Below are 26,993 nucleotides of genomic sequence, written 5' to 3'. Positions count from 1 at the left end.
AGTGATATTGAACAGGTCCCGGTCAGCTTGACCGTGAACGGCAAGAAAGTGCAACGCTTTGTGGAGCCACGCACGCTTCTTATCCATTTTTTGCGCGAAGATCTAAATCTGACGGGGCCGCATATCGGCTGTGAAACATCCCATTGCGGTGCCTGCACTGTGGAGATGAACGGCATGTCGGTGAAGACCTGTACTGTTTTCGCCGTCCAGGCAAATGGTGCAGAGCTAACCACGATCGAAGGCATGGCCAACCCGGATGGAACGCTTTCTGCGCTCCAGGAAGGGTTCCGCCAGATGCATGGTCTTCAGTGCGGTTTTTGCACCCCTGGAATGATTATGCGCGCCCACACGCTTTTGAAGGAAAATCCCAACCCGACGGAAGACGAAATCCGTATGGGAATTTCCGGCAACCTATGCCGTTGCACCGGATATCAGAACATCGTCAAGGCCATCCAGTACGCCGCAGCAAAGCTGAACGGCACTGACATTCAGGAGGCTGCAGAATGAACGACATGACCCCGACACGGGAACAGCGTGAAGCAGCACTTGAAGGCATGGGCTGCAAACGCAAACGCGTAGAAGACATCCGGTTCACACAAGGCAAAGGCCAGTATGTGGACGATCTGAAACTCCCCGGCATGGTGTTTGGCGATTTCGTTCGTTCTCCCTATGCCCACGCGAAGGTCACCAAGATCGACGCGTCCGAGGCTCTGAAATTGCCCGGCGTCATTGCTGTTCTAACGGCTGAAGACCTTAAGGGTGTCAACCTGGCCTGGATGCCGACGCTTGCCGGTGACGTTCAGATGGTGCTGGCAGACGGCAAGGTGCTTTATCAGAACCAGGAAGTTGCCTTTGTCGTGGCTGAAAACCGTTACATTGCGGACGACGCAATACAGTTGGTTGAAGTCGAATACGAGGAACTTCCCGTACTGACCGATCCATTCAAGTCCTTGGATGAAGACGCGCCGGTCCTCAGACCGGACCTGGACGGCAAGATGGAAGGTGCGCACGGACCGCGCAAACATCACAACCATATCTTTACGTGGGAAGTCGGCGATAAGGACGAAACGTCAAAAGCGTTTACGGAAGCGGATGTCACGGTCAAGGAAATGATTTCCTATCACCGTACGCACCCCTCTCCGCTTGAGACCTGTCAGTGTGTCGCCTCCATGGACAAGGTGAAGGGCGAATTGACGGTCTGGGGGACGTTCCAGGCACCGCACGTCATTCGAACGGTCGCGTCGCTGCTGTCCACCATACCTGAGCACAAGATCCACGTGATTGCACCGGACATTGGTGGGGGGTTTGGTAACAAGGTTGGCGCCTATCCTGGCTACATCTGCTCGATCGTTGCCTCAATCGTAACGGGCGTTCCGGTCAAATGGGTCGAGGATCGAATGGAGAACCTCTCCACGACCTCGTTTGCCCGCGATTATCATATGACAACGGAAATCGCGGCAAAGAACGACGGTACGGTGACCGGTCTGAAAGTTCATGTTCTTGCCGATCACGGCGGTTTCGATGCGTGTGCCGATCCGTCCAAATGGCCGGCAGGTTTCTTCAACATCGTCACAGGGTCCTATGACTTTCCAACAGCTCATCTTGAAGTTGATGGGGTCTATACCAACAAGGCACCGGGTGGCGTTGCCTATCGGTGCTCGTTCCGTGTGACGGAAGCAGCCTATTGTATTGAACGGGGCATGGATATTCTGGCCCAGAAGCTCGGTATGGATCCTGCTGACCTTCGGATCAAGAATTTCGTCAAACCGGAACAGTTCCCCTATCAGTCGGCGCTCGGCTGGGAATACGACAGCGGCGATTATCATACCGCCATGCACAAGGCGATGGATACGATCGGCTATCGAGAATTGCGCGCGGAACAGAAGGCTAAGCAAGAAGCGTTCAAGCGCGGCGAGACCCGGGAAATCATGGGGATTGGCGTATCTTTCTTCACGGAGATAGTCGGCGCTGGACCATCCAAGAATTGCGATATTCTGGGCGTTGCCATGTTCGACAGCGCAGAAATTCGTGTCCACCCGACGGGGTCGGTGATTTCGCGAATGGGGACCAAGTCGCAGGGTCAAGGTCATGAGACAACTTGGGCCCAGATCATCGCGACGGAAATCGGCATTCCGGCTGATGACATCATGGTCGAAGAAGGTGACACCGACACGGCACCTTATGGCCTTGGAACATACGGCTCCCGGTCGACACCTGTTGCGGGTGCGGCAATTGCTCTTGCAGCGCGCAAGATCCGCAACAAGGCTCAAATGATCGCGGCGCACATGTTGGAAGTGTCCGAGTATGATCTGGAATGGGATGTCGACGGTTTTCAGGTAAAAGGCAATCCGCAAGCCCGTAAGTCCATGAAGGAAATCGCCTGGGCTGCTTATCATGCACCCCCTCAGGGAATTGAGCCGGGTCTCGAAGCGGTCAGCTACTATGATCCGCCCAACATGACCTATCCGTTTGGCGCTTACTTCTGCGTCATGGATATCGACGTTGATACAGGCGTGGCCAAGACCCGGCGTTTCTACGCACTCGATGATTGCGGCACGCGCATCAATCCGATGATTATCGAGGGCCAGGTGCATGGCGGACTGACAGAGGCATTCGCGATCGCAATGGGTCAGGAGATCCGCTACGACGAAACCGGCAATGTTATGGGGGCGTCTTTCATGGACTTCTTCATTCCAACGGCTGTTGAAACACCTCATTGGGAAACCGACCATACGGTAACGCCCAGCCCGCATCATCCGATCGGCGCAAAGGGCGTGGGTGAAAGCCCCAATGTCGGCGGTGTGCCGGCTTTCTCGAACGCCGTGAACGACGCCTTTCAGTTTCTTGGGAGCACCCATATCCAGATGCCGCACGATGCGTGGCGGATCTGGCAGGCTGCCAAAGAACTCGGCGCTCACGGCTGAGGTTGCTGACGTCTTGGGCCGCATCGCAAGAATGCGGCCCAAGAAGGCTTTTATCGGATATTGCCGATCGAACCTCCGACCAAGTTCACTGTCCGGAAGATCTCGAGGACAGTGAAGTCTGCTCCTCATCTCCTCAACTCGAACGAAGTGCAATCGGATGAGTAAGACCAAAGACCAAATTGCAGAGGCATTGGCAAAAACGGGCTATGTCGCCGATGAGGGACTGGCGACTGCTCTTGTTTTGACTGAAATGCTGGGTCGCCCCTTGCTTCTTGAAGGTGAAGCCGGCGTCGGGAAAACGGAGGTCGCCAAGGCGCTGGCACGTCTGGAGGAAACAGACCTTATCCGTCTGCAGTGTTACGAAGGCCTCGACCGGTCCGATGCCATTTACGAATGGAACTACCAGCGACAGCTCCTTGCAATAAAGGCAAGGGAAGGATCTGGAGATGACGCCAACAGTGTCGAGGAAGCTGTTTTTTCAGAAAAATATCTTCTGGAACGCCCTCTCCTTTCGGCGATAAGACAGGCTGAACCGCCTGTTCTGCTGATCGACGAAATAGATCGGGCTGACGAAGAGTTCGAAGCGTTTCTTCTTGAAATTCTTTCGGATTATCAGGTCTCGATACCCGAATTGGGAACGGTCGAGGCCGTCACGATCCCGCGTGTTGTGCTGACTTCAAATGGAACGCGGGAATTGTCAGATGCGCTGCGGCGCAGATGTCTTTATCACTATGTCGACTATCCGACGCCTGACCGCGAAGCGCGAATTCTGCTTTCAAGGGTCGACGGCCTCGATGCCCGGTTGGCACTTCAGATTTCTGAACTCATGGGCAAACTGCGCAAGGAAGATCTGGTCAAGATCCCCGGCGTTGCGGAAACGATCGATTGGGCGGCGGCGCTTCTGGGACTGGGAGCGAAAGACCTGCACAAAAACAGAGAGCTGGTTTTCGACACCTTGACCTGTGTCTTGAAAACCCGTGAAGACAAGTCTCGGGTGACAGTTGAAGTTACCGACAGGCTGCTTGGAAAGGTGGCTTGAGTGATGAACGCTCTGCGCCTTGAAACACGTGAAGACGTTGGAGCTGTTTTGCGTGCACGGCTTGCGGGGTTTGTCCGGTCATTGCGCGACAGCGGCTTCAAGGTGGGATTGGCCGAGACAAGTGATGCATTGCGTCTTCTTCAGTCACCTTTCGTGCACCGGCAAGACAGGTTGAAATCATCGTTCCGCACACTTTTTTGCGGACGTCTTTCGGATTGGAAAAAGTTCGACGAACTGTTCGACGCATACTGGGTTGGCAGAGGCGTGAAATCCGGTGTGAAAATCAGTGGCTCCAGCCCGCGCAAAGGTATGAAAACCATCCGAGAGATGGTTGATGTGGAAGGCTGTCGGCAGGACACAATCGCTGGAGATGTCGAACGTCAACCCGGCGAGGAAGATGAAGAAACCAGTGAAACGCCTTCTGGCCGGAGAGAAGGTGCAAGCGTCGCTGAAAATCTCGGGCAAATAGACTTCAGGAAGATAGAAGATCCCGAAGCCTTGAAACAGGCTCATGAACTTGCGGAAAGACTGTCGCGGTCCATGCGTGTGCGGCTCACGCGGAGAGACCGTCAGAAACGAAAGGCGCGTCGCCTGGATTTGCGCCGGACGATCCGCCATTCCATCGCTCATGGCGGTACGCCTCTCGAACTGATCCGAAAAGGACCGCGCCAGCAGCAGCTCAGGCTTGTGGTCCTGTTGGATGCGTCCGGATCCATGAACAACTATACAGGCGTCTTCACCCGTTTCGTGCACGGTATCCTGGACAATTTTCGCGAAGCCGAAGCATTCCTGTTTCACACTCGCCTCGTCCATGTCTCGTCTGCGCTTTCAGAGCGAGATGCCGGTCGGGCGTTGGATCGCCTGGGGCTGATGGCGCAAGGCGTGGGCGGTGGTACCAAAATCGGTGAAGCATTGGCTGACTTCAATCGTTGGCACGCTGCGCGGGTTATTCATTCGCGAACTTGCGTGATGATCTTGTCGGATGGATACGACACGGGCGCTCCCGATGTTCTGGGAGAAGAAATGGCGCGTCTCAGACGCCGTTGTCGACGGATCGTCTGGCTCAACCCGCTTATCGGTTGGGAGGGCTATGAGCCCTCAGCGGGCGGTATGCAGGCAGCATTGCCGCATGTCGATCTCTTTGCGCCTGCGCATAATCTTGAAAGTCTTGCAGCGCTTGAACCTTACCTGGCCGGGCTTTGATCCATGGGGGATGCACCAATGAAGCATACAGGCACAATTTCAGGTTCAAGAGCCGGACAAGATTTGACGGGTGATCTGGTGGATTTGATCCACCAGATGCAATCCAGCAAGGAACCCTTCGTGCTGGCAACTGTGGTCCGAACAATCTCAGTCACGGCTGCAAAGGCAGGCGCCAAGGCGGTCATTTCCAGCGAGGGTGAGATTGTCGGCGGATGGATCGGTGGCGGTTGTGCAAAATCGGCAGTGATCAAGGCAGCAAAGACGGCATTTGATGATGGTGAAGCCCGGCTGATATCCATTCAGCCGGCAGATCTCTTGTCTGAACTCGGTGTTGAGCCTGGCGAAGAACGCGAAGGTGTACAGTTTGCCAAAAACATGTGCCCCAGCCAGGGCACCATGGACATATTTATCGAGCCAATTTTGCCTCGCCCGCAACTTGCCGTCTTCGGAGCCAGTCCAGTTGCTCTGGCTCTTGCAAATCAAGGGCCCACAATAGGGTTTGATGTCACCATTTGCGGGCCTCTTGAAGATTTAGATGGTTTTCCTGCTGAAATGCGCAGGAACAACGGTTTCAATATCATCACTTCAAACAGTGCAGACACATATATCGTCATCTCCACACAAGGTCGAGGCGACCTGGCGGCACTGGAAGCTGCTGTCAAAACAAAAGCACGGCATGTGGGTTTTGTTGGAAGCCGACGGAAAATCGAAGCCCTGAAATCAAAGCTGAAGGATCAGGGCGTCAGTTTCGACGCTCTGGAGCGCATCAAGGGCCCGGCAGGACTGGATCTCGGTGCAATCACTCCTGAAGAGATCGCCCTTTCGATCCTCGCTGAACTTTTGATGGTCCGTCGCAAGAACCAACGGCTGTCCCGAATACAACACGTTTAAGACCAGGAATGGAGACGAATTCATGCAAATGACAGATAGCCAGCGGATTGAAGCTTCGCGTGAAAAAGTCTGGGAAGCACTCAACGACGCGGACGTTCTCAAAGCTTCGATCCCAGGCTGTGAAGAACTCATCAAACACTCTGACACGGAGCTGGAAGCGAAGGTCAAGCTCAAGGTTGGGCCGGTCAAGGCAACGTTTGGGGGAAAAGTCACTCTGAACGACCTCGACCCGCCAAACGGCTACAAAATCGAAGGAGAAGGATCTGGCGGTGTTGCAGGTTTTGCGCGCGGCGGTGCGACTGTTCGATTGGAAGAAGACGGGCCGGATGCAACGATCCTTCACTACGACGTTGATGCGAAGGTGGGTGGCAAGCTCGCCCAACTCGGTGCCAGGCTGATCGATTCAACGTCAAAGAGACTTGCTGGAGAGTTCTTTGCTGCCTTTGCACAGCAAGTGGCTCCGAGCCCCGAAACAGAGGCTGCTTCCTCTAACGAGGTAGATCAAACTCTAGGAGACGCTTCGCAAGACCCATCTGCGGGTGAAGAGAAAAAGGGATGGCTTGGGGGGCTGTTCGGCGGCAAGAAAAAACAACAGACCGATGAAGACAAGCTCGAAAATGCGGCCGAATGAGCCTAGGCTCAAACAAGTAAGCAGGAGGAATTGAGATGACCAATGCTGAACTTCGCGAAGAAACCTGTCTTCAAGAGTTGTCCCGGGACCCGTCTCTTCTGATGGCACTCGGGACAGGATCACTGCTGACAGCGTTTCTGCTGGTTGCCCATTCCTGTTGCATTGGCCTGGTCGATCAACACCTTGCGCCACTTTTGCAGATTTGCTCCTTTGCAGGCTGACACAGGACTGACTTCGCCGACAAATGGCGAGCGCCCTGCGTTTTTTTGGCGCTCGCAAGATTACAAGCGTTTTGAGATACGGTTTCCAGTCCTTTTGAAAACCCGCACCTTTCTCCAATCCTCAAGGTGATGAAGATGAGCATGCCTGCCAGACAGGCCTTGCAAAATGTGGTTGCGAACTGTTCAGGCCTGCCGCTTTTTTAGTCATTTTCAGCTTTCTTTCAAACTGTGTCATTCTGCGCCTGGATTGGTATTTTTAATAAGTAATTGAATTATAATTAAAATACTCTCTGTGCCAGAGACTGGCACCAACCTTGCTAATACCTATCCAGTGCAGCGCGCCTAGGGATCCGGTCTGACAAGACGCAGGACCGAGAGGTGCAAGCCGGATGATTTGGCGCTTCCGCCGACATAATCCGGTGACACGGCGGGACAAAAGCCCGGGAGACAACTGCACGAGGTTTCGCGCGCGCGAACCTGCTCCCGGACGTGCGCAAACCTCAATGATGGTCGCCCGATTGGACTTCCCTGTCGGGGGAAATTAAGGAGACGCGCACAGATGTTGAAATCCTTCGCTAGAGCTTCACTCCTAGCAGCCGCACTATCGCTGCCACTATCCTTTTCCGCACAGGCGGAGGAGAAAACCGACTTTAAAGTCTGCTGGTCCATCTATGTCGGTTGGATGCCCTGGGGATACCTTCAAGACAGCGGCATCATGAAAAAATGGGCCGACAAATATGACATCAATGTCGAAATTGTTCAGATCAACGATTACGTGGAATCGATCAACCAGTATACGGCAGGCGCGTATGACGGCTGTTCCATGACCAACATGGATGCCTTGTCGATTCCTGCAGGTGGCGGTGTTGATACAACGGCGCTGATTGTCGGCGACTATTCCAACGGAAATGACGGGATCATCTTGAAAGACAAGACTGGTCTTGCGGACATCAAAGGGCAGACGGTCAACTTGGTTGAGCTGTCGGTTTCCCACTATCTGCTGGCGCGCGCTCTTGACACTGTGGGCCTCAGTGAAAGGGACCTGACAGTCGTCAACACATCTGATGCGGATATGATTGCAGCCTATGCAACACCTGATGTGACGTCTGTGGTCACATGGAACCCTCTTCTGTCTGAAATCGAAGCTCAGCCGAATGCCACCAAGGTCTTCGACAGCTCCGGAATTCCAGGAGAGATCATTGATGTGATGATGGTGAATACCGAAACGCTGGCTGACAATCCAGACTTCGGCAAGGCGCTCGTCGGCGCCTGGTATGAACTCATGGGGATTATGTCGACCGACAGCGACGAAGGCATTGCAGCACGTACTGCCATGGCTGAAGCCTCGGGCACGGATCTTGCCGGATATGATGCTCAGCTTGCCACAACAAAGATGTTCTTCACACCGGCTGATGCCGTTGAATTCACGAAATCGGCAGAACTCCCGAGCACGATGAAATTCGTCGCAGAGTTTCTGTTCGACAAGGGGATACTCGGCGAAGGTGCCCCAAGTCCTGAATTCGTCGGTGTCGCATTTGCCGATGGTTCTGTCTATGGCGACCAGAACAACGTGAAACTCCGGTTTGATCCGAGTTTTATGGCGATGGCCGCTGAAGGCGCTCTCTAAACTCCCGATTTTGCATTTGTGGGCCGGCGTTTTGGTGCCGGTCCTTCTTCCAGGATCAGGCGGGGCGTTTCATGCGCATTATCAACCGGCGGCCTTCTAGGCTCCTTACCCTTGCCCTCGGGCTTGTGCCCTTCATCGCGACAATTCTCGTCTATGCCGTGGCGAGCCACTATCGTCGGCTTGAAAATCCAGCCGACAAATTGCTGCCGTCCCTGGACAGCATGGGTCAGGCGTTCTGGCGCATGGCAGCTGTCCCGGACAGGCGTTCCGGTGATCTTCTTTTGTGGGTGGATACATTTGACAGCCTTTGGCGATTGGGCACCGGTATGGCTGTTTCAACGCTCCTGGCACTCATACTCGGAATATCAATCGGGTTCATACCGCACATTCGAAGCGCGCTGGCTCCCTATATCGCAACATTTTCGCTAATTCCGCCGATTACGATCCTGCCCATACTCTTTATTACCTTCGGACTTGGAGAAGTTTCGAAGATTGCCCTGATTGTTATCGGTACGGCACCGATCATGGTGCGCTCGACCGCGCAAGCTGTTCTCGACATTCCAAGGGAAATGATCATCAAGGCCGAAACGCTCGGAGCATCCGTATGGCAGATGGTGACACGGCTGGTTTTGCCTCAGGTATTGCCAAAACTCATCACTGCGCTGCGATTGGGGCTGGTGCCCGCCTGGATTTTTTTGATTTCAGCTGAGGCGATCGCGTCGACCACCGGCCTCGGATACCGGATCTTTCTCGTCAGAAGGTATTTGGCGATGGATGTGATCCTCCCGTATGTCGTGTGGATTACTCTCCTGGCTTTCCTGCTCGACCGCCTGCTTCTTTTGCTGTCACGACGAGCATTCCGCTGGAACCATCTTGGGAGTGACGCGCTATGAGCATTGTCGCAACTCCCAAACTTTCAGTTCAAGGGCTTACCAAGTCATATGACGGGACACCTGTGCTGGAACGTGTTGACCTTCTGGTCGAAGACGGATCGTTCTGCACGATCGTCGGCGCATCCGGCTGTGGCAAATCCACGTTCCTGCGCATGCTGTTGTCCCAGGAGTTGCCCACACGCGGACAAATTCTCCTTGACGGTGCCCCCCTTCCCGATGAACCGACACCGGACAGAGGGATCGTTTTTCAAAAGTATTCAGTGTTTTCACATCTGACCGTCGCGGAGAACCTTATCCTCGCAGCGGAATTCGCGGGTGCTCCATTGTCGGGCCGGCTTTTCGGCAAGTCCCGCCGTCGAGCGAAGGATGACATTGATGAAATTCTGGATCGTATTGGCCTGAAGGCAGCTGCAGACCGTTATCCTGTGCAATTGTCAGGAGGTATGCAGCAACGGCTGGCGATTGCACAGGCGCTGATCAAGAAGCCCAATATCCTGTTGCTCGATGAACCTTTCGGCGCGCTGGATCCAGGCATCCGCGTTGATATGCACGAGTTGCTATTGGGGCTTTGGAAAGACCTGGGCATGACCATCTTCATGGTCACACACGACATCCATGAAGCCTTCAAACTTGGCACCCGTCTGCTGGTATTCGACAAGGTTCGTCACGATCCTCAGGCTCCGGATGCCTATGGTGCGACCATCACCTACGACCTGCCATTGTCGTCCCCGGAAACCGCACCGGAAAAACTGCCGGAGGATATCGCAGGCGCGATCCGTCAGCCTGCGCAAAACACCCCCCAAAAAACTCAAACACCCAAAACGTACGAGGAACGCCCATGAGCCTGTTCGATCGATCTGTCCCGGCAACGCTGCAAAGAGCAGCAGGTCCGGTCCGGCGAGACCCCACGACAAGGCAACACCATCCGGATTTCGACAAGCTTCAGTTGCGCGGCTGGAAGTCCGCTGAAAAGGAAAGCGCTTTGCCAAGCGCTGCCTGGGAAAAAGAAAAGGCATGGGCTCTCAGAATGGGGTTGACCGGTTCTGATAGCCTTACTGACAAGTCTATCCCGACATTCGCGCGCGGTGAGTTGCCCCACTATGCTGGCATCAACACGTTCCTGAAGGCTCCCTATATCGAAGACGTCACGAAAGTTGGCGCGTATGACGCTGCCGTAATCGGAATTCCTTTCGATGGGGGAACGACTTATCGTCCGGGTACCCGCTTCGGTCCTCAGGGTGTGCGCCGCATTTCAGCTCTTTACACGCCCTACAACTATGAAATGGGTGTCGACCTTCGTGAACAGATGACGCTTTGCGATGTCGGAGACATTTTCACAATTCCAGCAAATATCGAAAAGACGTTCGACCAGATAACGCGGGCCGTTTCACATGTGGCGTCTTCTGGCGCCTTGCCGATCATGATCGGCGGTGATCATTCTATCGGTTTCCCGTGTGTTCGCGGCATTGCGCAATGCACATCCAAACGTATCGGTATCGTGCATTTCGATCGGCACATAGATATTCAGGAGAAAGACCTCGACGAGCGCATGCACACAACACCGTGGTTCCATGCGACGGATTTGGTGAATGTTCCGGCGGTCAATCTTGTTCAGATCGGCATTGGCGGCTGGCAGGTCCCGCGCGAAGGGGTGGAAGTTGCCCGCGAGCGAAATACCAACATCTTCACGATGCGTGATGTTGAAGAGCTTGGTCTGGCCGAAACAGCGGCACGCGCCCTTGAGCTGGCCTGGAAAGATGCCGATGCGGTTTATATCTCCTTCGACATCGACAGTGTCGACTGCGGCTTCGTACCTGGCACGGGCTGGCCGGAACCGGGTGGCTTCCTGCCACGCGAGGCGCTTGAACTTGTGTCGCTCGTCGCCAAAGAAGGTATCTGCGGTCTGGAAGTGGTCGAGGTGTCACCTCCCTACGACTGTTCAGACATCACCGCACTGCTTGCAACCCGCGTGATTGTCGATGTTTTAGGAACGCTGGTTTCACATGGCAAAATGGGTTCTCACCGGTCGATCATAGATAAGCCGGTATCCATCCCAGCTGGTCCGGAAGTGGAGTGACAGCATGAATACGGATCACGTTCATTCTCATCATCATGACCACGAGCATGTGCATGCTCACATGCATGGACACAATCACGGTGGTCACGATCATCTGCATTCACATGTCCACGGCATTTCTGACGCGGACAAAGTTGATGAATTGCAAGCGCTTAGTTCAAGCTTCATTGACGGATTTCGGTCTGCCGAAGACAAGACAAGCTATCTCCGCCTTGCAGGAGTGTCGTTTCACAGACACGGTGCCGACGGGCTGGTGCAGCATCTCGTTGATGCGAAAATAGAAAGCAACTGGCAAATCGGAACCGCCTCTCCTGCCTTCGCATCCCGGGAGCTGGCTTATCTGCCTTTTCCCGGCTCCATGGTGCAGGCACGGGAGACGATGGTTTTCACATACGTGTCGCTGACCGAGCGCTCTGATGTTGATCTAATCGAAATTCTGACCGACCGCCTAAAACAAGGGGACATTGCCGAATGAGACACCTACTGACTGCGCTGTTTTTCAGCCTGCTGACATCATCTGCGTTGGCGCATCCCGGCCCTCACCATGATGTGCATGGTCTGAGCGCCTATGTTCGCCACCTCCTGGACTCTCCATTCCATACAGCATTGTTTACAGGTACCGTTCTTTCGGTATTTGCCGCAGTGCTTTACCTGTTCTTCGCTCGTAAGACACAGGATTGAACCAATACGCCGCCGGCATTTTTATAGCGTGTCTGGCGGCGTTGTTCTTTCACAAGATCTTTTTGAAACGGGAATTTATACACTCACGAGTTCTTCCAGCTGGGGACGTGAAAAGAACAGCGTCATCAAGTCATCGAAATCGAGTGGACCGCTGAACAAATAGCCCTGGCCAAGACCGCAGCCAAGTTCGACGAGTGCGTCGCGTTGTTCAACAGTTTCGACGCCCTCAATTACCGTGCTGATCCCCATATTAGCGATCAAGTTTAGGGTGGCGAGAAGCATTTCCGCATGTTTTTCATTGTTGAAGGCCCGGTCCACAAAACTCCCGTCGATCTTGATTTCATCCCAATCAAATTCAGTCAAATGGCGCAACGCAGCGAACTTCGTGCCGAAATCGTCCAATGAAACGGCGATACCACATTCCTGAATTTCGGAAAGTACGCGCCAGATCTTGTCCAGATTCTTGGATAGCTGCGTTTCGGAAATCTCGATCTTCAACCGATACCCCTTAATGCCGGTGTCGGTGAGGCACTCAAGCAGCATTTCGGGCAGGCTCTCGTCCAGGATCTGAGACAAAGTGAGATTAACGGACAACGTCATTTCATCAGGCAGTCTCCGCAATTGCATGCACGATTTTTCAAGAATGGAGCGGCCCAGTCTGTTGATGTCGCCCGTACTTTCGGCCGCTGAAATGAATTCGGCAGGACTGATCCAGCCAAATCTACTGTGCTTCCATCTTGCAAGCGCTTCGATGCCGATGATCTTGCCCGTCTTAAGATTGAACTGAGGTTGAAAATGCGGAACGAATTCGTCGTTCTCAAAGGCCGCAGTCAAAGATGACCGGATCCTTTCCCGATGTTCGTATTTTGCTCGCATTGACGGTACAAAGAGGGAGATCTGGCGAAGTTCCTTCTCGCAAGCGTCTTCCACCGCCAATTCTGCGTTCTCTAGAATGAGTTCCGGGTTCCAATCGGAAGGATCAGCAACCGCCACTCCAATTGCGAGATTTGCCCCTAACGACCCTGAAGCGGTTAAAAATGGCTGGCGGAAAAGATCTGATATTTGCTTTGCGGTCTCCAACGCAGCTTGTTCATGGTTTTCGATTAGAGCGACGCCGAGCACGAGGTCGTTTCCCTTCAAGTGCGCGAGATATGTCTCAAACTCAGATCCAAGAGTATAGTGGCGAAGCAAATCTGCAGCGGCGGCCTGGATGGCATCTTCCGCCGATTTCTCCACCACAAGAACTTCCGTATTCGTTGGTTTAAACCTTAACCTGAGGACTGCGAGGGTCTGGGCCTCATTCAACCGACACGCGGCCTTCTTAACAAGCTGTATGAATTGTTGACGGTTCAGCAGTCCGGTGTTCAGGTCTCGAGTGTTGAGCAGGTGCAGGCGATCAGACTGTCTCTCCAGAGTTTCTCTTGTACTGCGGAAGTAGTTGTTTTTTGTTTGGACCAGCAAAAACAGGCATAGAATAACCAAACACAAAACAGGTAGGAGGTAAGTCGACGGGTTAGCCAATCCGCTGGCCAACAGGGAAAGCAGTGCAACAACAATGCACAGTAAGGGGCCCCAACGTTCCAGAAAAACAAACATACCGCTCGGTTCACCCGCATGGTCAATTGAGCATCTCCGATCGCTCGGAAATGCGCGGTTGATATCGCCGGTTGAAAGTCGCGGACTAACCGGCGCCCCCCGGTTGGTCTCATAAAGACTACTCAGCCCGATCAAAAATTCGGGTATGAGATCTTCTGATCCTCTGCTGCCTATTCACCATCGGAACGGTCCTGTTCACCGATGAGGTATGAATGGAAGCTGTTGAAGTTCAGCGTCGCGCACTTGAGAATAATCACATGCGTCACAAACACAGCATTTAGGTGGGGAACCGTTAAAACCGTCTAAATTGTAGACCTGGAAACCTAACAGTTTTTGGTTGAAAATTGCGTTGATTTGGCGTCCTCGTCCGGCAAGGCTCTGACTGAAATGAGTTTTTTGCTCGATGGCTGACCGGAAGATAAAGTCGGTGAAAATTTTTTGGAGCGGCACTCATGAAGATCTGGGAGACTGCCAAGGCAGGATGGTCGGCTTTTGCACTGGTGCTTGCTGTCAGTTTCTTTGGGGCAGCCCTGACCCCTTCCCTGATGCCAAGAGACCCGTTGGTTCAGGCGGCGCTATGTGGTTTCGCAGCGGCTCTTGGGTATGAAACAGTGCTTCTGTTTCGTGCTGTGTGGCGCTATCTGGAATTGCCGGAAATTGACGGCAGACCGGCTGCCTGGTGGAATTGGGCGGCTCTAACTTCAAGCCTGACCATCATCGCATATTCTTTGACCAAGGCAGCAAGTTGGCAGGATGCGACGCGTGCAGCTATCGGCATGATGCCGCTGGAAAGTGCGGCACCTGTCTATATCTTTCTTGCAGGCTCCATTATCGCCCTTGGCTTGTGGCTGCTGTTCCGGTTGGCGGGCGTTCTTCGCCAATTTGTTGCTTTGCAGTTGGAGCGAATGATACCGCGCCGTCTAGGCGTGGTGTTGTCAGTTGCGATTGTTGGTTGGCTCTTGTGGGCGTTGGTCGATGGAGCTTTGGTCAGAACCCTGTTTAAGGCTGCTGATGCGTCTTTTCTTGCTGCCGACATCTTGATGGAACCAGACGTTGTTCAACCCGAAGACCCCTTGAAAACAGGCAGTTCGGCTTCCCTGGTCAAGTGGACCGAAATCGGGCGACGTGGACGACAGTTCATTGCTACTGCGCCCACGGTCAAGGAGATCTCGGAGTTTCAGAAAAGACCAGTCCAGGATCCCATTCGGGTTTATGTCGGACGCAGATCTGCTGACACTGCGGAAGACCGCGCTGAGCTGGCGCTGGAGGAAATGATCCGTGTCGGTGGCTTCGAGCGGTCGGTGCTGGTGGTAATGGTTCCCGTAGGTACTGGCTGGATGGACCCTGGGGCTCAGGACACTCTGGACTTCATACTTGCCGGCGATGTGGCCACGGTCGCGGTTCAATATTCTTATTTGAGCAGTATGCTGGCGCTTGTTGCACATCCGGATGACGGCGTCGATCAGGCCCGGGCCTTGTTCAATGCCATCTATGACCACTGGACAACGTTGCCCAAGGATCAAAGGCCTAGATTTTATGTACACGGCCTCAGTCAGGGGGCGTTCAACTCTCAGGCGACCCTACCTCTTCTGGACATGCTCCGCGATCCGATACATGGGGCTTTCTGGGCAGGGTCTCCTTTCTTTTCCAGGTACTGGGCTGAGGTCAGAGATCAACGAAACCCCGGAAGCCCTGCCTGGAGGCCCGACTATGGCAATGGGTCATTGATCCGGGTCATGAACCAATATGGCGGTCTTGAAGGCGATTTCCTGCCTTGGGGTCCGATCCGGGCGGTGTTCTTGAATTACGGCAGCGACCCGATCGTCAATTTCACCTTTGACAGCGCTATCCGCGCGCCTGCATGGCTTGCGGAGCCGAGGGCACCGGATGTTTCAGACAAGCTCTCCTGGTTCCCGATTGTCACCATGTTGCAGTTGGTCTTGGATTCCATGTTCGCGCTCGATATCGAGAGGTTTGGTCATTACTACGTTGCCCCGGACTATATTGACGGATGGGCCGCGGTTCTCGAACCCGAAGGTTGGTCACAAGACCGGGCAGCTGAACTGAAGGAGATCTTTTCCCGCCGCCCTGCACCTTTCTGAAAATGAACCAGTGTGAATTCAGTTGGCATCAAGCAATGCAGACAATCCGCGTTTGAAGTCGTCTTTGGCAGGCTCTGCAGCTTGCAACAGGTCTTCGATCTTGAAGAAATCCATGGTCTTGAAACGACCTATCGGTGGCTCGATCAATAGATCAGGTTTCGAACAAGCCAGTTTTGCCGCGACTAGTGAATGCAGCGTGATCGAAAAGGAGCCAATCCAGGTCTCAATTCCGCTCGGTAACCCCTTGCCCTGACCGAACTCACTGCCGGTGACATCTATTGCGACGGTGAGAAACCCGTCCGCTTCCAGCACATCAAATGGAGTCGGGTTCACGAACCCGCCGTCAATCAGAACTCTTCCATCGATTTCGACTGGGGTCAGCAACATCGGCAATGCTGAAGACGCCGCAATTGCAGGAAGCAGAGCGCCTTCGCTCAACACGACCTGGGACTGGGTATAGAAGTCAGTGGCAATGATCTTCAGCGGAATTTGAAGATTCTCAAAATCCGAGGCAAGGCCTGCCGGAAACACCGTTTCAAAGAGCACAATTGGGTCAATGATGGCGGGACGGACGACATTGAACAACGAAGACCAGGTCCGGCCGTCCTTCAGGAACAGTTTCTGAAACAGTTGGGCCTTGCGCGTGAAGAGGTCGACGGTGATTTCCCTGACTTCCTTACCGCTCATTCCGCTGGCATAAAATCCGCCCAGAATTGCTCCCATGGAGGTGCCGGCAATTTCGACGGGCTGAACGCCAAGTTCATCCATCGCTTCAAGGATTGGAATATGGGCGAAAGCTTTGGCTGCACCTCCACCCAGAGCAAGCGCAAAGGCTTCGGACTTTCGATGGATCTTTTCGGTGGTTCGAGATGAGCTTTGAGCTGTCGCTGCTCCGATGCCAGTCAGTGTGCCGGTTCCCGCCGAGACAGCGGCTAGCATCAAATCTCTTCTCTGGATCATGGGGTCACCGGTTGCTTTTTAGCAGTATGATTGTGCTCAGCAAGTGAAATACTTGCAGCGAACAGCGTGCCGAGATACCGGAGAAGGTCAATCGTTTTTAAAAAAACGGGCCGGAAGATATCCTCCGGCCCGATCGCTGTTGCCTTACTGAGGCAGTTTGTCGTCGACACCCTGGACATACCAGTTCATGCCGAGGATCGCGCCGTCGTCCAGCCTGACACCGTCTTCAGCTGCGACGCTGCCATCCTGCTTGGTGATTGGGCCCGTAAATGGTTCCCAGCCGTCTTTGATTTTGGCCTCTGTGGCTTTTGCCATTTCGACAACATCCGCTGGAAGGTTTGTGTAAGGCGCCATTACGACGTGGCCTTCCGCAAGGCCTTCCCAGGAGCTGCCGCTTTCCCACTTTCCATCAAGAACGTCTTGTACGCGGTGAATGTAGTAAGGTGCCCAGTCATCGATGATGGCGGTGTATTGCGCGTCCTTGGCGAAGTTGACCATGTCGGACGCCTGACCGAAGCCGTGAACTCCGCGTTCCTGAGCCACTTGAAGCGGTGCTGTGGAATCAGTGTGCTGGGTGATGATGTCAGCACCCTGGTCAATCAGTGCTTTTGCGGCGTCGGCTTCCTTGCCCGGGTCAAACCAGGTGTTCACCCAAACTACCTTCAGTTTGAAATCAGGGTTGACGGACTGAGCGCCCAGAAGGAAGGCGTTGATACCGGATACGACTTCAGGGATCGGGAACGAAGCGATGTAGCCTGCAACACCGGACTTGGACTGCTTTGCGGCGATCTGACCAATGATGTAGCGGCCCTGGTGGAATTTTGAATTATAGGTCGCAACGTTATCGGCGGTCTTGTAACCCGTGGCGTGTTCGAATTTCACGTCCGGAAATTTCTTGGCCACTTTGATGGTCGGGTTCATGTAGCCGAAAGAGGTCGTGAAGATGACGTTGCAGCCTTCCCGCGCGAAACGCTCGATGGCGCGTTCCGCATCAGGACCCTCCGGCACACTTTCAAGATAGGCGGTTTCGACCTTGTCACCGAAATGTTCTTCCACGGCCAACCGGCCCTGATCGTGCTGATAAGACCAGCCGAAATCACCGACAGGACCGACATAGATGAAGCAAGCCTTGACATCGGCCGCTTGAGCCGTTGAACCGGCTGCGGCAAAGGCAAGGGCTGCCACGGTTGCTTTCAATAGAGACTTCATGTGGTTCATTCCCCTCTTGTTTGATCTCTCTGTTTTGCGATCTTGTTGATTGGATTGGGTTCCGATCGCGTTGGATCCCGGAGACCGGATGGCGAAGCTACCGGTCTGGAACGAATGGTTTGCCCAGACAAGCTGGTGTGTTGACAAGTGTCAGTCTGCGGTTTGCGGATATGAGCACAAGCACCAAAATAGTCGCAAGATAAGGCAAGCTGGACAGCAGCTGGGACGGGATGTCCAGCTCGACGGCTTGCGCGTGAAGGTTCAGGACGCTCACTGCTCCGAAAAGGTAGGCGCCGACGACAACGCGCAAGGGCAGCCAGGATGAGAAAACAACCAGGGCTAAAGCTATCCAGCCCCTGCCCGCCGTCATGTTTTCTACCCATTGTGGCGTGTAGGCAAGAGACATATAGGCTCCGGCAAGGCCTGCGCAGGCGCCGCCGAATAGCACGGCGGAGAAGCGGATGCGAATGACAGAGTATCCAAGGGCATGGGCGGAGCCGTGATTGTCACCGACCGCACGCAGCACCAAACCGAGCCTTGTCCGAAACAGGAAATAGGCAACGGCAGCAACGAGTACGAAACTTATATAGACAATCGAATCCTGCTGGAAAAAGACCGGACCGAAGAAGGGTATCTCCGACAGGATCGGAATATAGAGTTCCGGTATCTTCAAACCAGGGACGCCGATAAAAGCTTCACCGATCATGCCGGAAAACCCGATACCAAGAATTGTCAGCGCCAGGCCTGTTGCAACCTGATTGGTGACCAGGACCAACACCAGAAAGCCGAACAGCGCGGACATGGCCATACCGGCAGCAACTGCCGCAATCACACCCAGAAAGCCCGATCCTGTCTGGTTTGCGACGGCAAAACCGACAACAGCCCCCATGATCATCATGCCCTCAACGCCAAGATTGAGAACGCCTGATCTTTCGACGACCAATTCGCCGAGAGCTGCAATCAGGAGCGGTGTTGCAGCGGTGATGACAGTCAAAAGAACGGCTTCAAACATGGGACGCCTCCCCTTGTGAACCATGGCGGGAGACGAAGCGGATCCGATAGAGAATGAGGGTGTCGCATGCGAGAACGAAGAACAACAGCAACCCCTGGATAACGCTCGCTATTTCATTGGTCACACCCATGGCTGACTGAACGCCTTCACCTCCGATATAGGACAGCGCGAGAACGAAGCCAGCAATGATGATCCCGATAGGATTCAAGCGTCCCAGAAAGGCAACGATGATAGCCGTGAACCCATATCCGGGTGAAATGGAGGGCAGTAACTGGTTCAAGGCGCCCGACACTTCCATTGTGCCCGCGAGACCGGCAAGGCCTCCGGCCAGCGCAAAGGAAAAAAGCGTCAACCCTTTGGCGGAAAAGCCCGCAAAACCGCCCGCACGCGGGCTTTCACCCATAACGCGAATTTCAAAACCCTTAAGCGTTTTCGCCAGAACAATCGCCAAGATGATTGCAATCAGGACGGTGATGGGAGCTGACAGGCTCATCGCGCCGCCAAAAACCTCCGGCAGGGTTGCCGCATCGGAGAAAATTCTGGATTCAGGAAAGTTGTATCCGTCGGGGTCACGCCAGGGCCCGCGCACAAGATAGTCGAGTATGAGGCTAGCGACATAAACGAGCATGAGGCTGGTGAGAATTTCATTCGTATTGAAGCGCGTCTTCAAGAGTGCCGGAACAAGCGCCCAGAGAGCACCGCCAATCGCACCGAAGATGAGCATGAGCGGTAACGTTGCTGCGTTTTCGAACGAAGGAAAGAGCACAGGCAAGATCGAGCCGAACAGGGCTCCGATCACGAACTGACCTTCTGCCCCGATGTTCCAATTGTTGGAAAGGTAGCAGACCGATAGTCCGCAAGCGATCAGGATGAGCGGTGTCGCCTTGTCGATGGTGGCTTCAAATGACCATTGCTGTGTTAAAGGCTCAATAAAGAATTTATAGAGAGCAACCAACGGGTTGTGACCGGAAATTGAGAAAATGATTCCGGCGGCAAGTGCGGTTAGCGCCACTGCAATGAGAGGGGACAGCATAGCCATTAGCTGGCTGTGTTCTTTGCGTTTGACCAGCTCAATACGCATCATGCCACCTCCCCTTGGGCTTCCGCGCCGCCTGCCATCAGAAGTCCGACCCTCTCGCGGGTCATGTCCTCTGCCGGTTCTGCTTCAGACAAAAAGCCTCTTGAGATCACTGCAATCCGATCCGCAATTTCAAAGATTTCATCAAGATCCTGGCTGATCACGAGGACCGCGGAACCTTCACGGGCCAAGTCGATAAGGGCCTGGCGAATAAGGGCAGCTGCACCGGCATCAACCCCCCATGTCGGCTGATTGACCACAAGCACACCGGGTTTGCGGTCAAGCTCACGCCCGACCACAAATTTCTGTAGGTTTCCGCCGGAGAGTGAACGCGCTTCAGGGTCGTCATGCGACATGCGGACATCAAAATTTTGCTTGATCCGTTTTTCCATGTCCCCGGCCTGAGCATTCGAGACGAAGCCGTTGCCAACCAGTTTGTCTCCAGTCGAATGCCTTGTCAGCACGATGTTCTGTGAAAGCTTCATGCCTGGAACAGCGCCATGGCCCAGCCGTTCTTCGGGAACAAACGCGGCGTTCTGCCGTCGCCGCCAGGTGATATTTTTCTTGCCGCAAGCTTTCCCATCGACCTGGACCATTGAGGCCTCGACCGGCATTTCACCTGAAATCGCGTCAAAGAGTTCTCCCTGACCGTTCCCGGCAACGCCGGCAATCGCAACTACCTCGCCTGCCCGCAGATCAAGTGAAATACTGTTGAGCGCAGTGGCAAATGGTGTTGCAGCCTTCGCGGAAAGACCGTTCAGCCCCAAGCGTACGTCTCCGACTTGTGGCTTCTGTTCGCTCGCGCTGACCGACGCAACGTCCGCACCCACCATCATGCTGGCAAGTGATGCAGGTGTTTCTTTGGTTGGGTCGCACTCACGCACCACCTGGCCGTGGCGCAGAATAGTCGCGTGATGGCAAATGCGCTTCACTTCTTCCAGGCGGTGGCTGATGTAAAGGACCGCACAGCCTTCGTTCGCCAGACGATCAAGCGTCAAGAAAAGCTGGTCGGCCTCTTGGGGCGTCAACACAGAAGTTGGCTCATCCATGATAATGAGCTGGGGTTCCTGAAGAAGGCAGCGGACAATCTCGATCCGTTGTCGAATACCGACCGGGAGGTCGGCAACAATGTCTGCCGGGTTGAGCGGCAGACCGTAATCCCGGGAAACGTTTTCGATCCGTTTGGCAAGTTCGGTCATCCGTCCAGGGTTCGGCAATGCGAGCGCAATGTTTTCAACGACACTCAGGGCTTCAAATAGCGAAAAGTGTTGGAACACCATACCGATACCCAATTCGCGTGCCGCGGCCGGGTTGCCGATGGTGACTGGTGTGCCTTGCCAAAGAATGTCGCCACCGTCGGGTTCCAATGACCCGTAGAACATCTTGACGAGTGTCGACTTTCCAGCACCGTTTTCGCCAAGAAGAGCGTGGATCTCCCCCTTGTTTATGACAAGGTCCACGCGGTCATTGGCCAGGATATCGCCAAACCGTTTCGTAAGCCCGCGAGCGTCCAACAAGGTGTCCTTTCCGGATCTTGGTTGCTGAACCATGCTGTTGCCGTTCTGTGAAAGGCTGTTATCTGACACGCTGTCCCCCAGGCGAATGCCGCTTTATTGACCATGTGGTATATTTTGTGCAAGCCCCTCGCCTGCAGCGGCTTGTTGATGAAGTGCCTCGTCCCGTTCCAGCAGGTCGGCGGCAATACCGACTGCGATGGTAGCTGGGGCTTTAGACTTTATTGTCGTGCTGCCGATCGGGCAGACCATGTGCGATATCAGCGACGGGGCAATCCCTCTGGATTTAAGCCTCTTTTGAAACCGCACTTTCTTGGTTCTGGATCCGATAACACCACAATAGCCGAAGCGTTGATGAAGCAAAGCACGTGCCATGATCTCTTCATCAAGTGCGTGCGAGTGAGTCATAGCCAGAACAAACGCGCCATCCCTGGCATTTTCCAATGCATTTGCCGGATCGGTCATGGCGATTTTCCGGACATTCGCCGGAACAGCGCCCGGGAACTGATCTGGACGGCCGTCAATCCATGAGACTTCGAAGGGAAGCGGTGCCAGCGCAAGCACAAGCGCCTTTCCAACGTGGCCTGCGCCGAAGAGCACAATAGGACGCCGAACCTGCCCAAAGACTTCGACAAGCTGCTGAAGGCCATCCGCGCCTGTTTCAATGGCAAAAGGATACTCAGGTGATTGGCACGATACCCGCCGGTTACCAACGCTCTCGTCGTCAAGAGGTGCCCGGGTTGCAATCATGCCCAGTTCAGCTTCCTGGGCTGCAAGTGTTTCGGACAAGCCCAAGCTTTCTTTGGTCAGAACTTCAATCGTGATCTGTGCTCGGCCGCCACAACATTGGCCAAGATCAGGCCCCAGAGACACGTTTTGCTGGCGGAAAACGGCCATACCTGCTCGAGCGGCCATGGCCGCATTCCGAATTGTCTCGAATTCGAGCGTGCCTCCTCCAATTGTTCCGGAAAACCTCATGTCGGGGGCAACAACCATTCTTGCCCCAGCTTCCCTTGGTGCGGAACCGTCAACGCGGGACACGGTAACGAGGGCACAGGCATCGCCTTCTTTCAGGAAACTGGCAATCTGTGCCCAGGTTTTCATCAAGTTGCCCTTCTCCGGCGCATGTCCTGGACGGCTTTCATGATCGCTTCCGGCGTTGCGGGTGCATCGAGAGCCGGAACTTCACCCGGATTGAGACTTGCAACCGCATCCGTGATGGCACAGAAAACCGCGTTTGCCAGCATCACCGGAGGTTCTCCGACCGCCTTGGAACGGTACACGGTTGACTGAGGATTTCCCGACCCTTGATAGAGGTTGACTGTGAAGTCTTCGGGAATGTCGGAAGCTGTCGGGATCTTGTATGTTGAAGGCGCATGAGTTCTAAGGCGACCGGCCTCGTCCCAGATCAGCTCCTCCGTGGTCAGCCAACCCATTCCTTGCACGAACCCACCTTCAATCTGACCAAGGTCTATGGCCGGATTGAGAGAATGACCGACGTCGTGAAGTATATCGACCCGGTCTACGGTCATTTCACCGGTCATGGTGTCGATCGTAACCTCGGCACATGCTCCGCCAAATGCAAAATAATAGAAAGGCCGGCCCGTTGCGCTGTCTCTGTCCCAAGTGATTCCGGGCGTTGCATAAAAGCCTGCATGAGACATCTGGATTCTGGCCATATGGGCCTGTTTGGCAACGTCTGCCAATGGGAAGCTCTGATCTCCGACCAGAACCTTGTTGTCTCCGAAATGTATCGCTTCCTGGCCGCACTGATGTTGCTCGCACAAGAATGTGGTGAGCCGGTTCCTGATTTCCTTGGCTGCCAGTTTTGCCGCCATGGCATTCAGGTCCGTGCCCGAAGACGCTGCCGTTGGACCGGTATTGGGAACCTTGGATGTGTTGGTTGCCGTGATGTGAACCTTATCGAGAGTGACACCAAATTCTTCGGCAACGACCTGAGCGACTTTCTGATAGAGACCCTGACCCATTTCCGTGCCGCCATGGTTCAGATGGATTGAACCGTCGGTATAGAGATGAACCAAGGCTCCGGCCTGATTGAGGTGTTTGAGCGTAAATGAAATACCGAACTTGACGGGGGTCAGCGCCAGGCCCTTCTTAAGGACCGCGTTTTCGGCATTGAAAGCCGTGACAACCTCCCGCCGATCCCAGTAGTTGGAGCTTTCTTCGAGCTGCGCAATGAGATCATGCATGACCTCGAATTCTTCGACCGGCATGCCAAACGGTGTCAGATTGTGCTCACCGTCATAGAAATTCAGCTTTCGAATTTCCAGGGGATCTTTTCCGACACTGATCGCGATGGCATCGATCATGCGTTCTGCCGCCAACATGCCTTGTGGCCCGCCGAAGCCGCGGAAGGCCGTATTGGAGCACGTGTCGGTACGAAGCCGGCGCGACCTGATCTGCGCGTCTGGGTAAAAGTAGCTCGAATCCGCGTGAAACAGCGTGCGGTCGTTGACACCAAGCGACAGGTCAACCGAATAGCCACAGCGCGACAAGAATTCCATTTCAACGGCCCGGATCTTGCCGGTGCCGTCGTGTCCGACCTTCCAGTCGACCCGGAAATCGTGACGTTTTCCGGTCATGATCATGTCGTCGTCCCGGTCGAGCCGAAGCTTGCAGGCCTTTCCGGTTTTTTGAGCTGCGATCGACGCGAGCGCTGCCCATTGGTTGGCCTGTGATTCCTTGCCTCCAAAACCGCCGCCCATACGGCGCACCTCAGCGGTAACACGTGCATCCGGTACACCAAGAACCTTTGCCACCGTGTGCTGTATTTCGGTCGGGTGCTGCGTAGAGGAGTAGACCAGCATGCCGCCATCTTCCTGCGGCAGGGCCATCGCCACCTGGCCTTCCAGATAGAAGTGTTCCTGACCGCCAATGCGCATGGATCCGTCCAGAAGCGACGCTGATGCCGTCATGCCTGTTTCCGGAGACCCTCTGCGAAACTGATAGTCCGGCAAGACGGTGGTGTCGGCGTCTTCGGCATCTTCAACCGTCAAAATTGGCGTGATAGGCGAGATTTCGATCTTGGCCAGTAGTGTTGCCCGGCGCGCCGCTTCCCGTGTCGTTGCCACAACCGCAAAAATAACCTGACCAAAGAACAGCACCTCACCCGATGCCAGAACGGGATCATCGCCAAATGCGGAGGAGCAGTCGTTTATCCCCGGAACATCATCCGCCGTCAGTACCGCAACCACGCCGGGGGCGTTTCGAACGTCTTCCAGGTCAATCGACTGGATGCGCGCCCGTGTTGCTCCCCTTTCCCATCCAGGAACGACATGAAGTGTTCCGGCCGCTTCCGGCATGTCGTCGATATAGGTGGCGGTACCAGAGACATGCTTTTCGGCGCTGTCGTGCGGCAACGCTCTGCGAACTTGTTTCAGCGGCTGCTCCAGGCTGGTCTGGTCAAGCGGCGCGGTCATGACCAGCCTCCCGTCTTGCAAGAACGCGAATGTCTTCCGGTGCAGTTCCGCTGATTTCCATCAGCGCTTTTGCCAACAATGCTCTTGCGGTTTCCATCCGGTACTCAGCACTTGCCCTCATGTCGGTAAGAGGTGTGAAGTCGGACAAGAGTGATTGCATTGCTGTGCCCCAGGTTGACGGGTCCTCGAGGGACACACCCACAAGAGCGGCTTCTGTTTCAAGGGCTCTTTTCGGCGTACCAGCCATCCCGCCATAGGCTACGCGTGCTTCAATGATTGTGGCATCGGGTGCAACTGTTAGTCTGAATGCCCCCATGACTGACGAGATGTCCTGATCAAATCGTTTGGAAATCTTGTAGCAACGGAATGCCTGATTGGCCGAAAGGCGCGGTACGAACAGGCCAGTTACAAATTCTCCGGGCCGCCGGTCCTGTTTGCCGTAGTCGATGAAGAAATCTTCTAGTGGCAATGCGCGCGAACCTTCCGCGGAGTGAAGTTCCAAAGTGGTCCCGAGTGCGATCAAGGCTGGCGGCGTGTCACCGATCGGAGAACCATTGGCGATGTTGCCACCAACAGTGCCGGAGGCGCGAACCTGTTTAGAACCAATTCTCCTCCAGAGCTCGCCAAGATTTGGTGAAAGAGCATTCATCGCGCTTTCAGTCGCCTGGTAGGTTGCCGTAGCGCCGATCAGTACGCCTGAAGGGCTCTCCTCAACCCGATCGAGACCTTCAATCCTGCCAAGCCAGATCATTTTTTTCAGGTCGCGCAGTTGTTTGGTAATCCAAAGGCCAACGTCTGTTGCACCGGAAACAATGGTCGCATCCGGATGCTGGCCGAAAAGCGCGGCAAGGCCGTCAAGCGTTGCGGGTGATGAGAAGAACTGATTGCTGTCGCCCAGGAAAACATCCCGGCTGTCAGCGAGCATCTGGAGGTTTTCGCGCGTTTGCTTGGAACGCCAGGTAAATGCGTCGTCTGCCGCTTCGAAGCATGCTTGAAGGGCTGCATCGATGATAGGGCGGTACCCTGTGCAGCGGCAAAGATTTCCGGCCAGCCACTCCGTAACGGTTTTACGAGACTTGTGTTCACCCTCAGCATGGTAAAGCGTGAAAAGTGTCATGATAAAACCGGGCGTGCAGAAGCCGCATTGCGATCCGTGCAAGTCAACCATGGCCTTCTGAACCGGATGCAGACGTTTGTCTTCGATCAGGTCTTCGACGGTTACCAGCTCCGCTCCATCTATCATTCCCAAAAGCTGAATACAGCTGTTGACCGGTTGGTAGACAATACGTCCCCCCTGCAAACGACCGAGAGCCACGGTGCAGGCACCACAGTCCCCCTCGCCGCACCCTTCTTTAGTGCCGGTTTCCATACGCCGCAGACGGAGATAATCCAACAACGTCTCGCTCGGCCCGACATCGGCGAGTTCGACGACTTGTCCACCTTTTAGGAAGCGAATGGTGTCGCGCATGGTTCAGCTTCCCCTGTAAGTCGAATAACCAAACGGCGATAAAAGAAGCGGCACATGGTAGTGGCCATCGGGTTCCGCCATACCGAAGCGGATTGGAATAACGTCGAGGAAGAGCGGGTCGGCGAGCTGCTGTGTCGTGGATTTCAAATACGCGCCTGCATGAAACCGCAATTCATACGAACCGGTTTTGAACGCCGCTCCTTCAAGAATCGGAGCGTCTACTCGCCCGTCATTGTTTGTTTCGTGCGTCGAGATATGGCGGGGTGTGTCTTCCGCTGTCCAAAGTTCGATTTTCAAACCATTTGCTGGTTTGCCCAGAGCTGTGTCCAGAACATGCGTAGTCAGGCGCCCCATCTAAACCTCTCCTGTCTGCGGTAAAATGCCGCAAAATCCATCAAGAAAAAATGTGCCTTAAAAATGCACCGAA

At 54.5% G+C, this 26,993-nt stretch carries 24 protein-coding genes; 14 read left to right on the top strand and 10 right to left on the bottom strand.

Features of this window, described 5'->3' with window-relative positions; genetic code table 11:
• The first annotated feature begins 6 nt into the window (after positions 1-6).
• The 13 genes from Q0835_RS16540 (at position 7) to Q0835_RS16480 (ending at position 12,187) form a co-directional block, all read left to right on the top strand.
• A complete protein-coding gene (locus Q0835_RS16540; protein WP_298822594.1) occupies positions 7-507 on the top strand; it encodes a (2Fe-2S)-binding protein in 501 nt (166 codons plus the stop codon).
• Positions 504-2,924 carry an aerobic carbon-monoxide dehydrogenase large subunit gene (locus Q0835_RS16535; protein ID WP_298822548.1) on the top strand — a complete coding sequence of 807 codons (2,421 nt, stop codon included), beginning with the start codon at positions 504-506 and terminating at the stop codon, positions 2,922-2,924. Before Q0835_RS16540 ends, Q0835_RS16535 begins: the two co-directional genes overlap by 4 nt.
• A gap of 157 nt (positions 2,925-3,081) precedes the next feature.
• On the top strand, positions 3,082-3,963 hold the full coding sequence (locus tag Q0835_RS16530) for a MoxR family ATPase (protein ID WP_298822547.1): 882 nt from the start codon (positions 3,082-3,084) through the stop codon (positions 3,961-3,963).
• 3 nt (positions 3,964-3,966) lie between these two features.
• Complete coding sequence (locus Q0835_RS16525) at positions 3,967-5,166, top strand: VWA domain-containing protein (protein ID WP_298963245.1); 1,200 nt, start codon at positions 3,967-3,969, stop codon at positions 5,164-5,166.
• A gap of 18 nt (positions 5,167-5,184) precedes the next feature.
• Positions 5,185-6,057: an XdhC/CoxI family protein gene (locus Q0835_RS16520; RefSeq protein WP_298963063.1), complete on the top strand. Its 873-nt coding sequence runs from the start codon at positions 5,185-5,187 to the stop codon at positions 6,055-6,057.
• Between the two features lie 22 nt (positions 6,058-6,079).
• Positions 6,080-6,688 carry a carbon monoxide dehydrogenase subunit G gene (locus Q0835_RS16515; protein WP_298963060.1) on the top strand — a complete coding sequence of 203 codons (609 nt, stop codon included), beginning with the start codon at positions 6,080-6,082 and terminating at the stop codon, positions 6,686-6,688.
• Between the two features lie 35 nt (positions 6,689-6,723).
• The gene (locus Q0835_RS16510; RefSeq protein WP_298963058.1) at positions 6,724-6,909 is read left to right on the top strand and encodes a hypothetical protein; all 186 of its coding nucleotides are present in this window, start codon (positions 6,724-6,726) and stop codon (positions 6,907-6,909) included.
• Between the two features lie 559 nt (positions 6,910-7,468).
• Positions 7,469-8,536 (top strand): putative urea ABC transporter substrate-binding protein, encoded by a 1,068-nt coding sequence (locus tag Q0835_RS16505; RefSeq protein ID WP_298822540.1) that lies wholly within the window; start codon positions 7,469-7,471, stop codon positions 8,534-8,536.
• Positions 8,537-8,607: 71 nt separating this feature from the next.
• Positions 8,608-9,429, top strand: coding sequence for an ABC transporter permease subunit (locus Q0835_RS16500; RefSeq protein ID WP_298822539.1), 822 nt, complete (start codon positions 8,608-8,610; stop codon positions 9,427-9,429).
• On the top strand, positions 9,426-10,271 hold the full coding sequence (locus Q0835_RS16495; RefSeq protein WP_298963056.1) for an ABC transporter ATP-binding protein: 846 nt from the start codon (positions 9,426-9,428) through the stop codon (positions 10,269-10,271). Before Q0835_RS16500 ends, Q0835_RS16495 begins: the two co-directional genes overlap by 4 nt.
• The gene (locus Q0835_RS16490) at positions 10,268-11,506 is read left to right on the top strand and encodes an agmatinase family protein (RefSeq protein WP_298963054.1); all 1,239 of its coding nucleotides are present in this window, start codon (positions 10,268-10,270) and stop codon (positions 11,504-11,506) included. Before Q0835_RS16495 ends, Q0835_RS16490 begins: the two co-directional genes overlap by 4 nt.
• Positions 11,507-11,510: 4 nt before the next feature.
• Positions 11,511-11,981, top strand: a complete 471-nt coding sequence (locus Q0835_RS16485) for a hypothetical protein (protein ID WP_298963051.1) — start codon at positions 11,511-11,513, stop codon at positions 11,979-11,981.
• Positions 11,978-12,187 (top strand): hypothetical protein, encoded by a 210-nt coding sequence (locus tag Q0835_RS16480; protein WP_298963049.1) that lies wholly within the window; start codon positions 11,978-11,980, stop codon positions 12,185-12,187. The genes Q0835_RS16485 and Q0835_RS16480 overlap by 4 nt, the downstream gene beginning before the upstream one ends.
• Positions 12,188-12,262: 75 nt before the next feature.
• Here the strand turns inward: Q0835_RS16480 and Q0835_RS16475 are convergent, their stop codons facing one another.
• Positions 12,263-13,426, bottom strand: a complete 1,164-nt coding sequence (locus Q0835_RS16475) for an EAL domain-containing protein (RefSeq protein ID WP_298963046.1) — start codon at positions 13,424-13,426, stop codon at positions 12,263-12,265.
• 809 nt (positions 13,427-14,235) lie between these two features.
• Here Q0835_RS16475 and Q0835_RS16470 point away from each other — a divergent pair.
• Positions 14,236-15,885 (top strand): alpha/beta-hydrolase family protein, encoded by a 1,650-nt coding sequence (locus Q0835_RS16470; protein ID WP_298963044.1) that lies wholly within the window; start codon positions 14,236-14,238, stop codon positions 15,883-15,885.
• Between the two features lie 18 nt (positions 15,886-15,903).
• Here the strand turns inward: Q0835_RS16470 and Q0835_RS16465 are convergent, their stop codons facing one another.
• The 9 genes from Q0835_RS16465 to uraH all read right to left on the bottom strand — a co-directional run bounded on the left by Q0835_RS16465 (position 15,904) and on the right by uraH (position 26,920).
• Positions 15,904-16,845 carry a patatin-like phospholipase family protein gene (locus tag Q0835_RS16465; protein WP_298963042.1) on the bottom strand — a complete coding sequence of 314 codons (942 nt, stop codon included), beginning with the start codon at positions 16,843-16,845 and terminating at the stop codon, positions 15,904-15,906.
• A 144-nt stretch (positions 16,846-16,989) separates the two neighbouring features.
• Complete coding sequence (locus Q0835_RS16460; protein WP_298963040.1) at positions 16,990-18,054, bottom strand: BMP family ABC transporter substrate-binding protein; 1,065 nt, start codon at positions 18,052-18,054, stop codon at positions 16,990-16,992.
• 97 nt (positions 18,055-18,151) lie between these two features.
• The gene (locus tag Q0835_RS16455; protein ID WP_298963038.1) at positions 18,152-19,066 is read right to left on the bottom strand and encodes an ABC transporter permease; all 915 of its coding nucleotides are present in this window, start codon (positions 19,064-19,066) and stop codon (positions 18,152-18,154) included.
• On the bottom strand, positions 19,059-20,147 hold the full coding sequence (locus tag Q0835_RS16450; protein WP_298963242.1) for an ABC transporter permease: 1,089 nt from the start codon (positions 20,145-20,147) through the stop codon (positions 19,059-19,061). The genes Q0835_RS16455 and Q0835_RS16450 overlap by 8 nt, the downstream gene beginning before the upstream one ends.
• Complete coding sequence (locus Q0835_RS16445; RefSeq protein WP_298963239.1) at positions 20,147-21,694, bottom strand: ABC transporter ATP-binding protein; 1,548 nt, start codon at positions 21,692-21,694, stop codon at positions 20,147-20,149. Before Q0835_RS16445 ends, Q0835_RS16450 begins: the two co-directional genes overlap by 1 nt.
• A gap of 60 nt (positions 21,695-21,754) precedes the next feature.
• On the bottom strand, positions 21,755-22,762 hold the full coding sequence (gene xdhC / locus Q0835_RS16440) for a xanthine dehydrogenase accessory protein XdhC (RefSeq protein ID WP_298963036.1): 1,008 nt from the start codon (positions 22,760-22,762) through the stop codon (positions 21,755-21,757).
• Positions 22,762-25,098, bottom strand: coding sequence for a xanthine dehydrogenase molybdopterin binding subunit (gene xdhB, locus Q0835_RS16435; protein WP_298963034.1), 2,337 nt, complete (start codon positions 25,096-25,098; stop codon positions 22,762-22,764). Before xdhB ends, xdhC begins: the two co-directional genes overlap by 1 nt.
• Positions 25,082-26,566, bottom strand: a complete 1,485-nt coding sequence (xdhA, locus tag Q0835_RS16430; protein ID WP_298963032.1) for a xanthine dehydrogenase small subunit — start codon at positions 26,564-26,566, stop codon at positions 25,082-25,084. The genes xdhB and xdhA overlap by 17 nt, the downstream gene beginning before the upstream one ends.
• Before the next feature lie 3 nt (positions 26,567-26,569).
• Positions 26,570-26,920 carry a hydroxyisourate hydrolase gene (gene uraH, locus Q0835_RS16425; RefSeq protein ID WP_298815532.1) on the bottom strand — a complete coding sequence of 117 codons (351 nt, stop codon included), beginning with the start codon at positions 26,918-26,920 and terminating at the stop codon, positions 26,570-26,572.
• Positions 26,921-26,993: the final 73 nt, after the last annotated feature.

Source organism: uncultured Roseibium sp., from assembly GCF_947499295.1.
Taxonomy (GTDB): Bacteria; Pseudomonadota; Alphaproteobacteria; order Rhizobiales; family Stappiaceae; genus Roseibium.
Note: the sequence above shows the minus strand (reverse complement) of the source record. Positions and strands in the feature narration are given on the sequence as shown.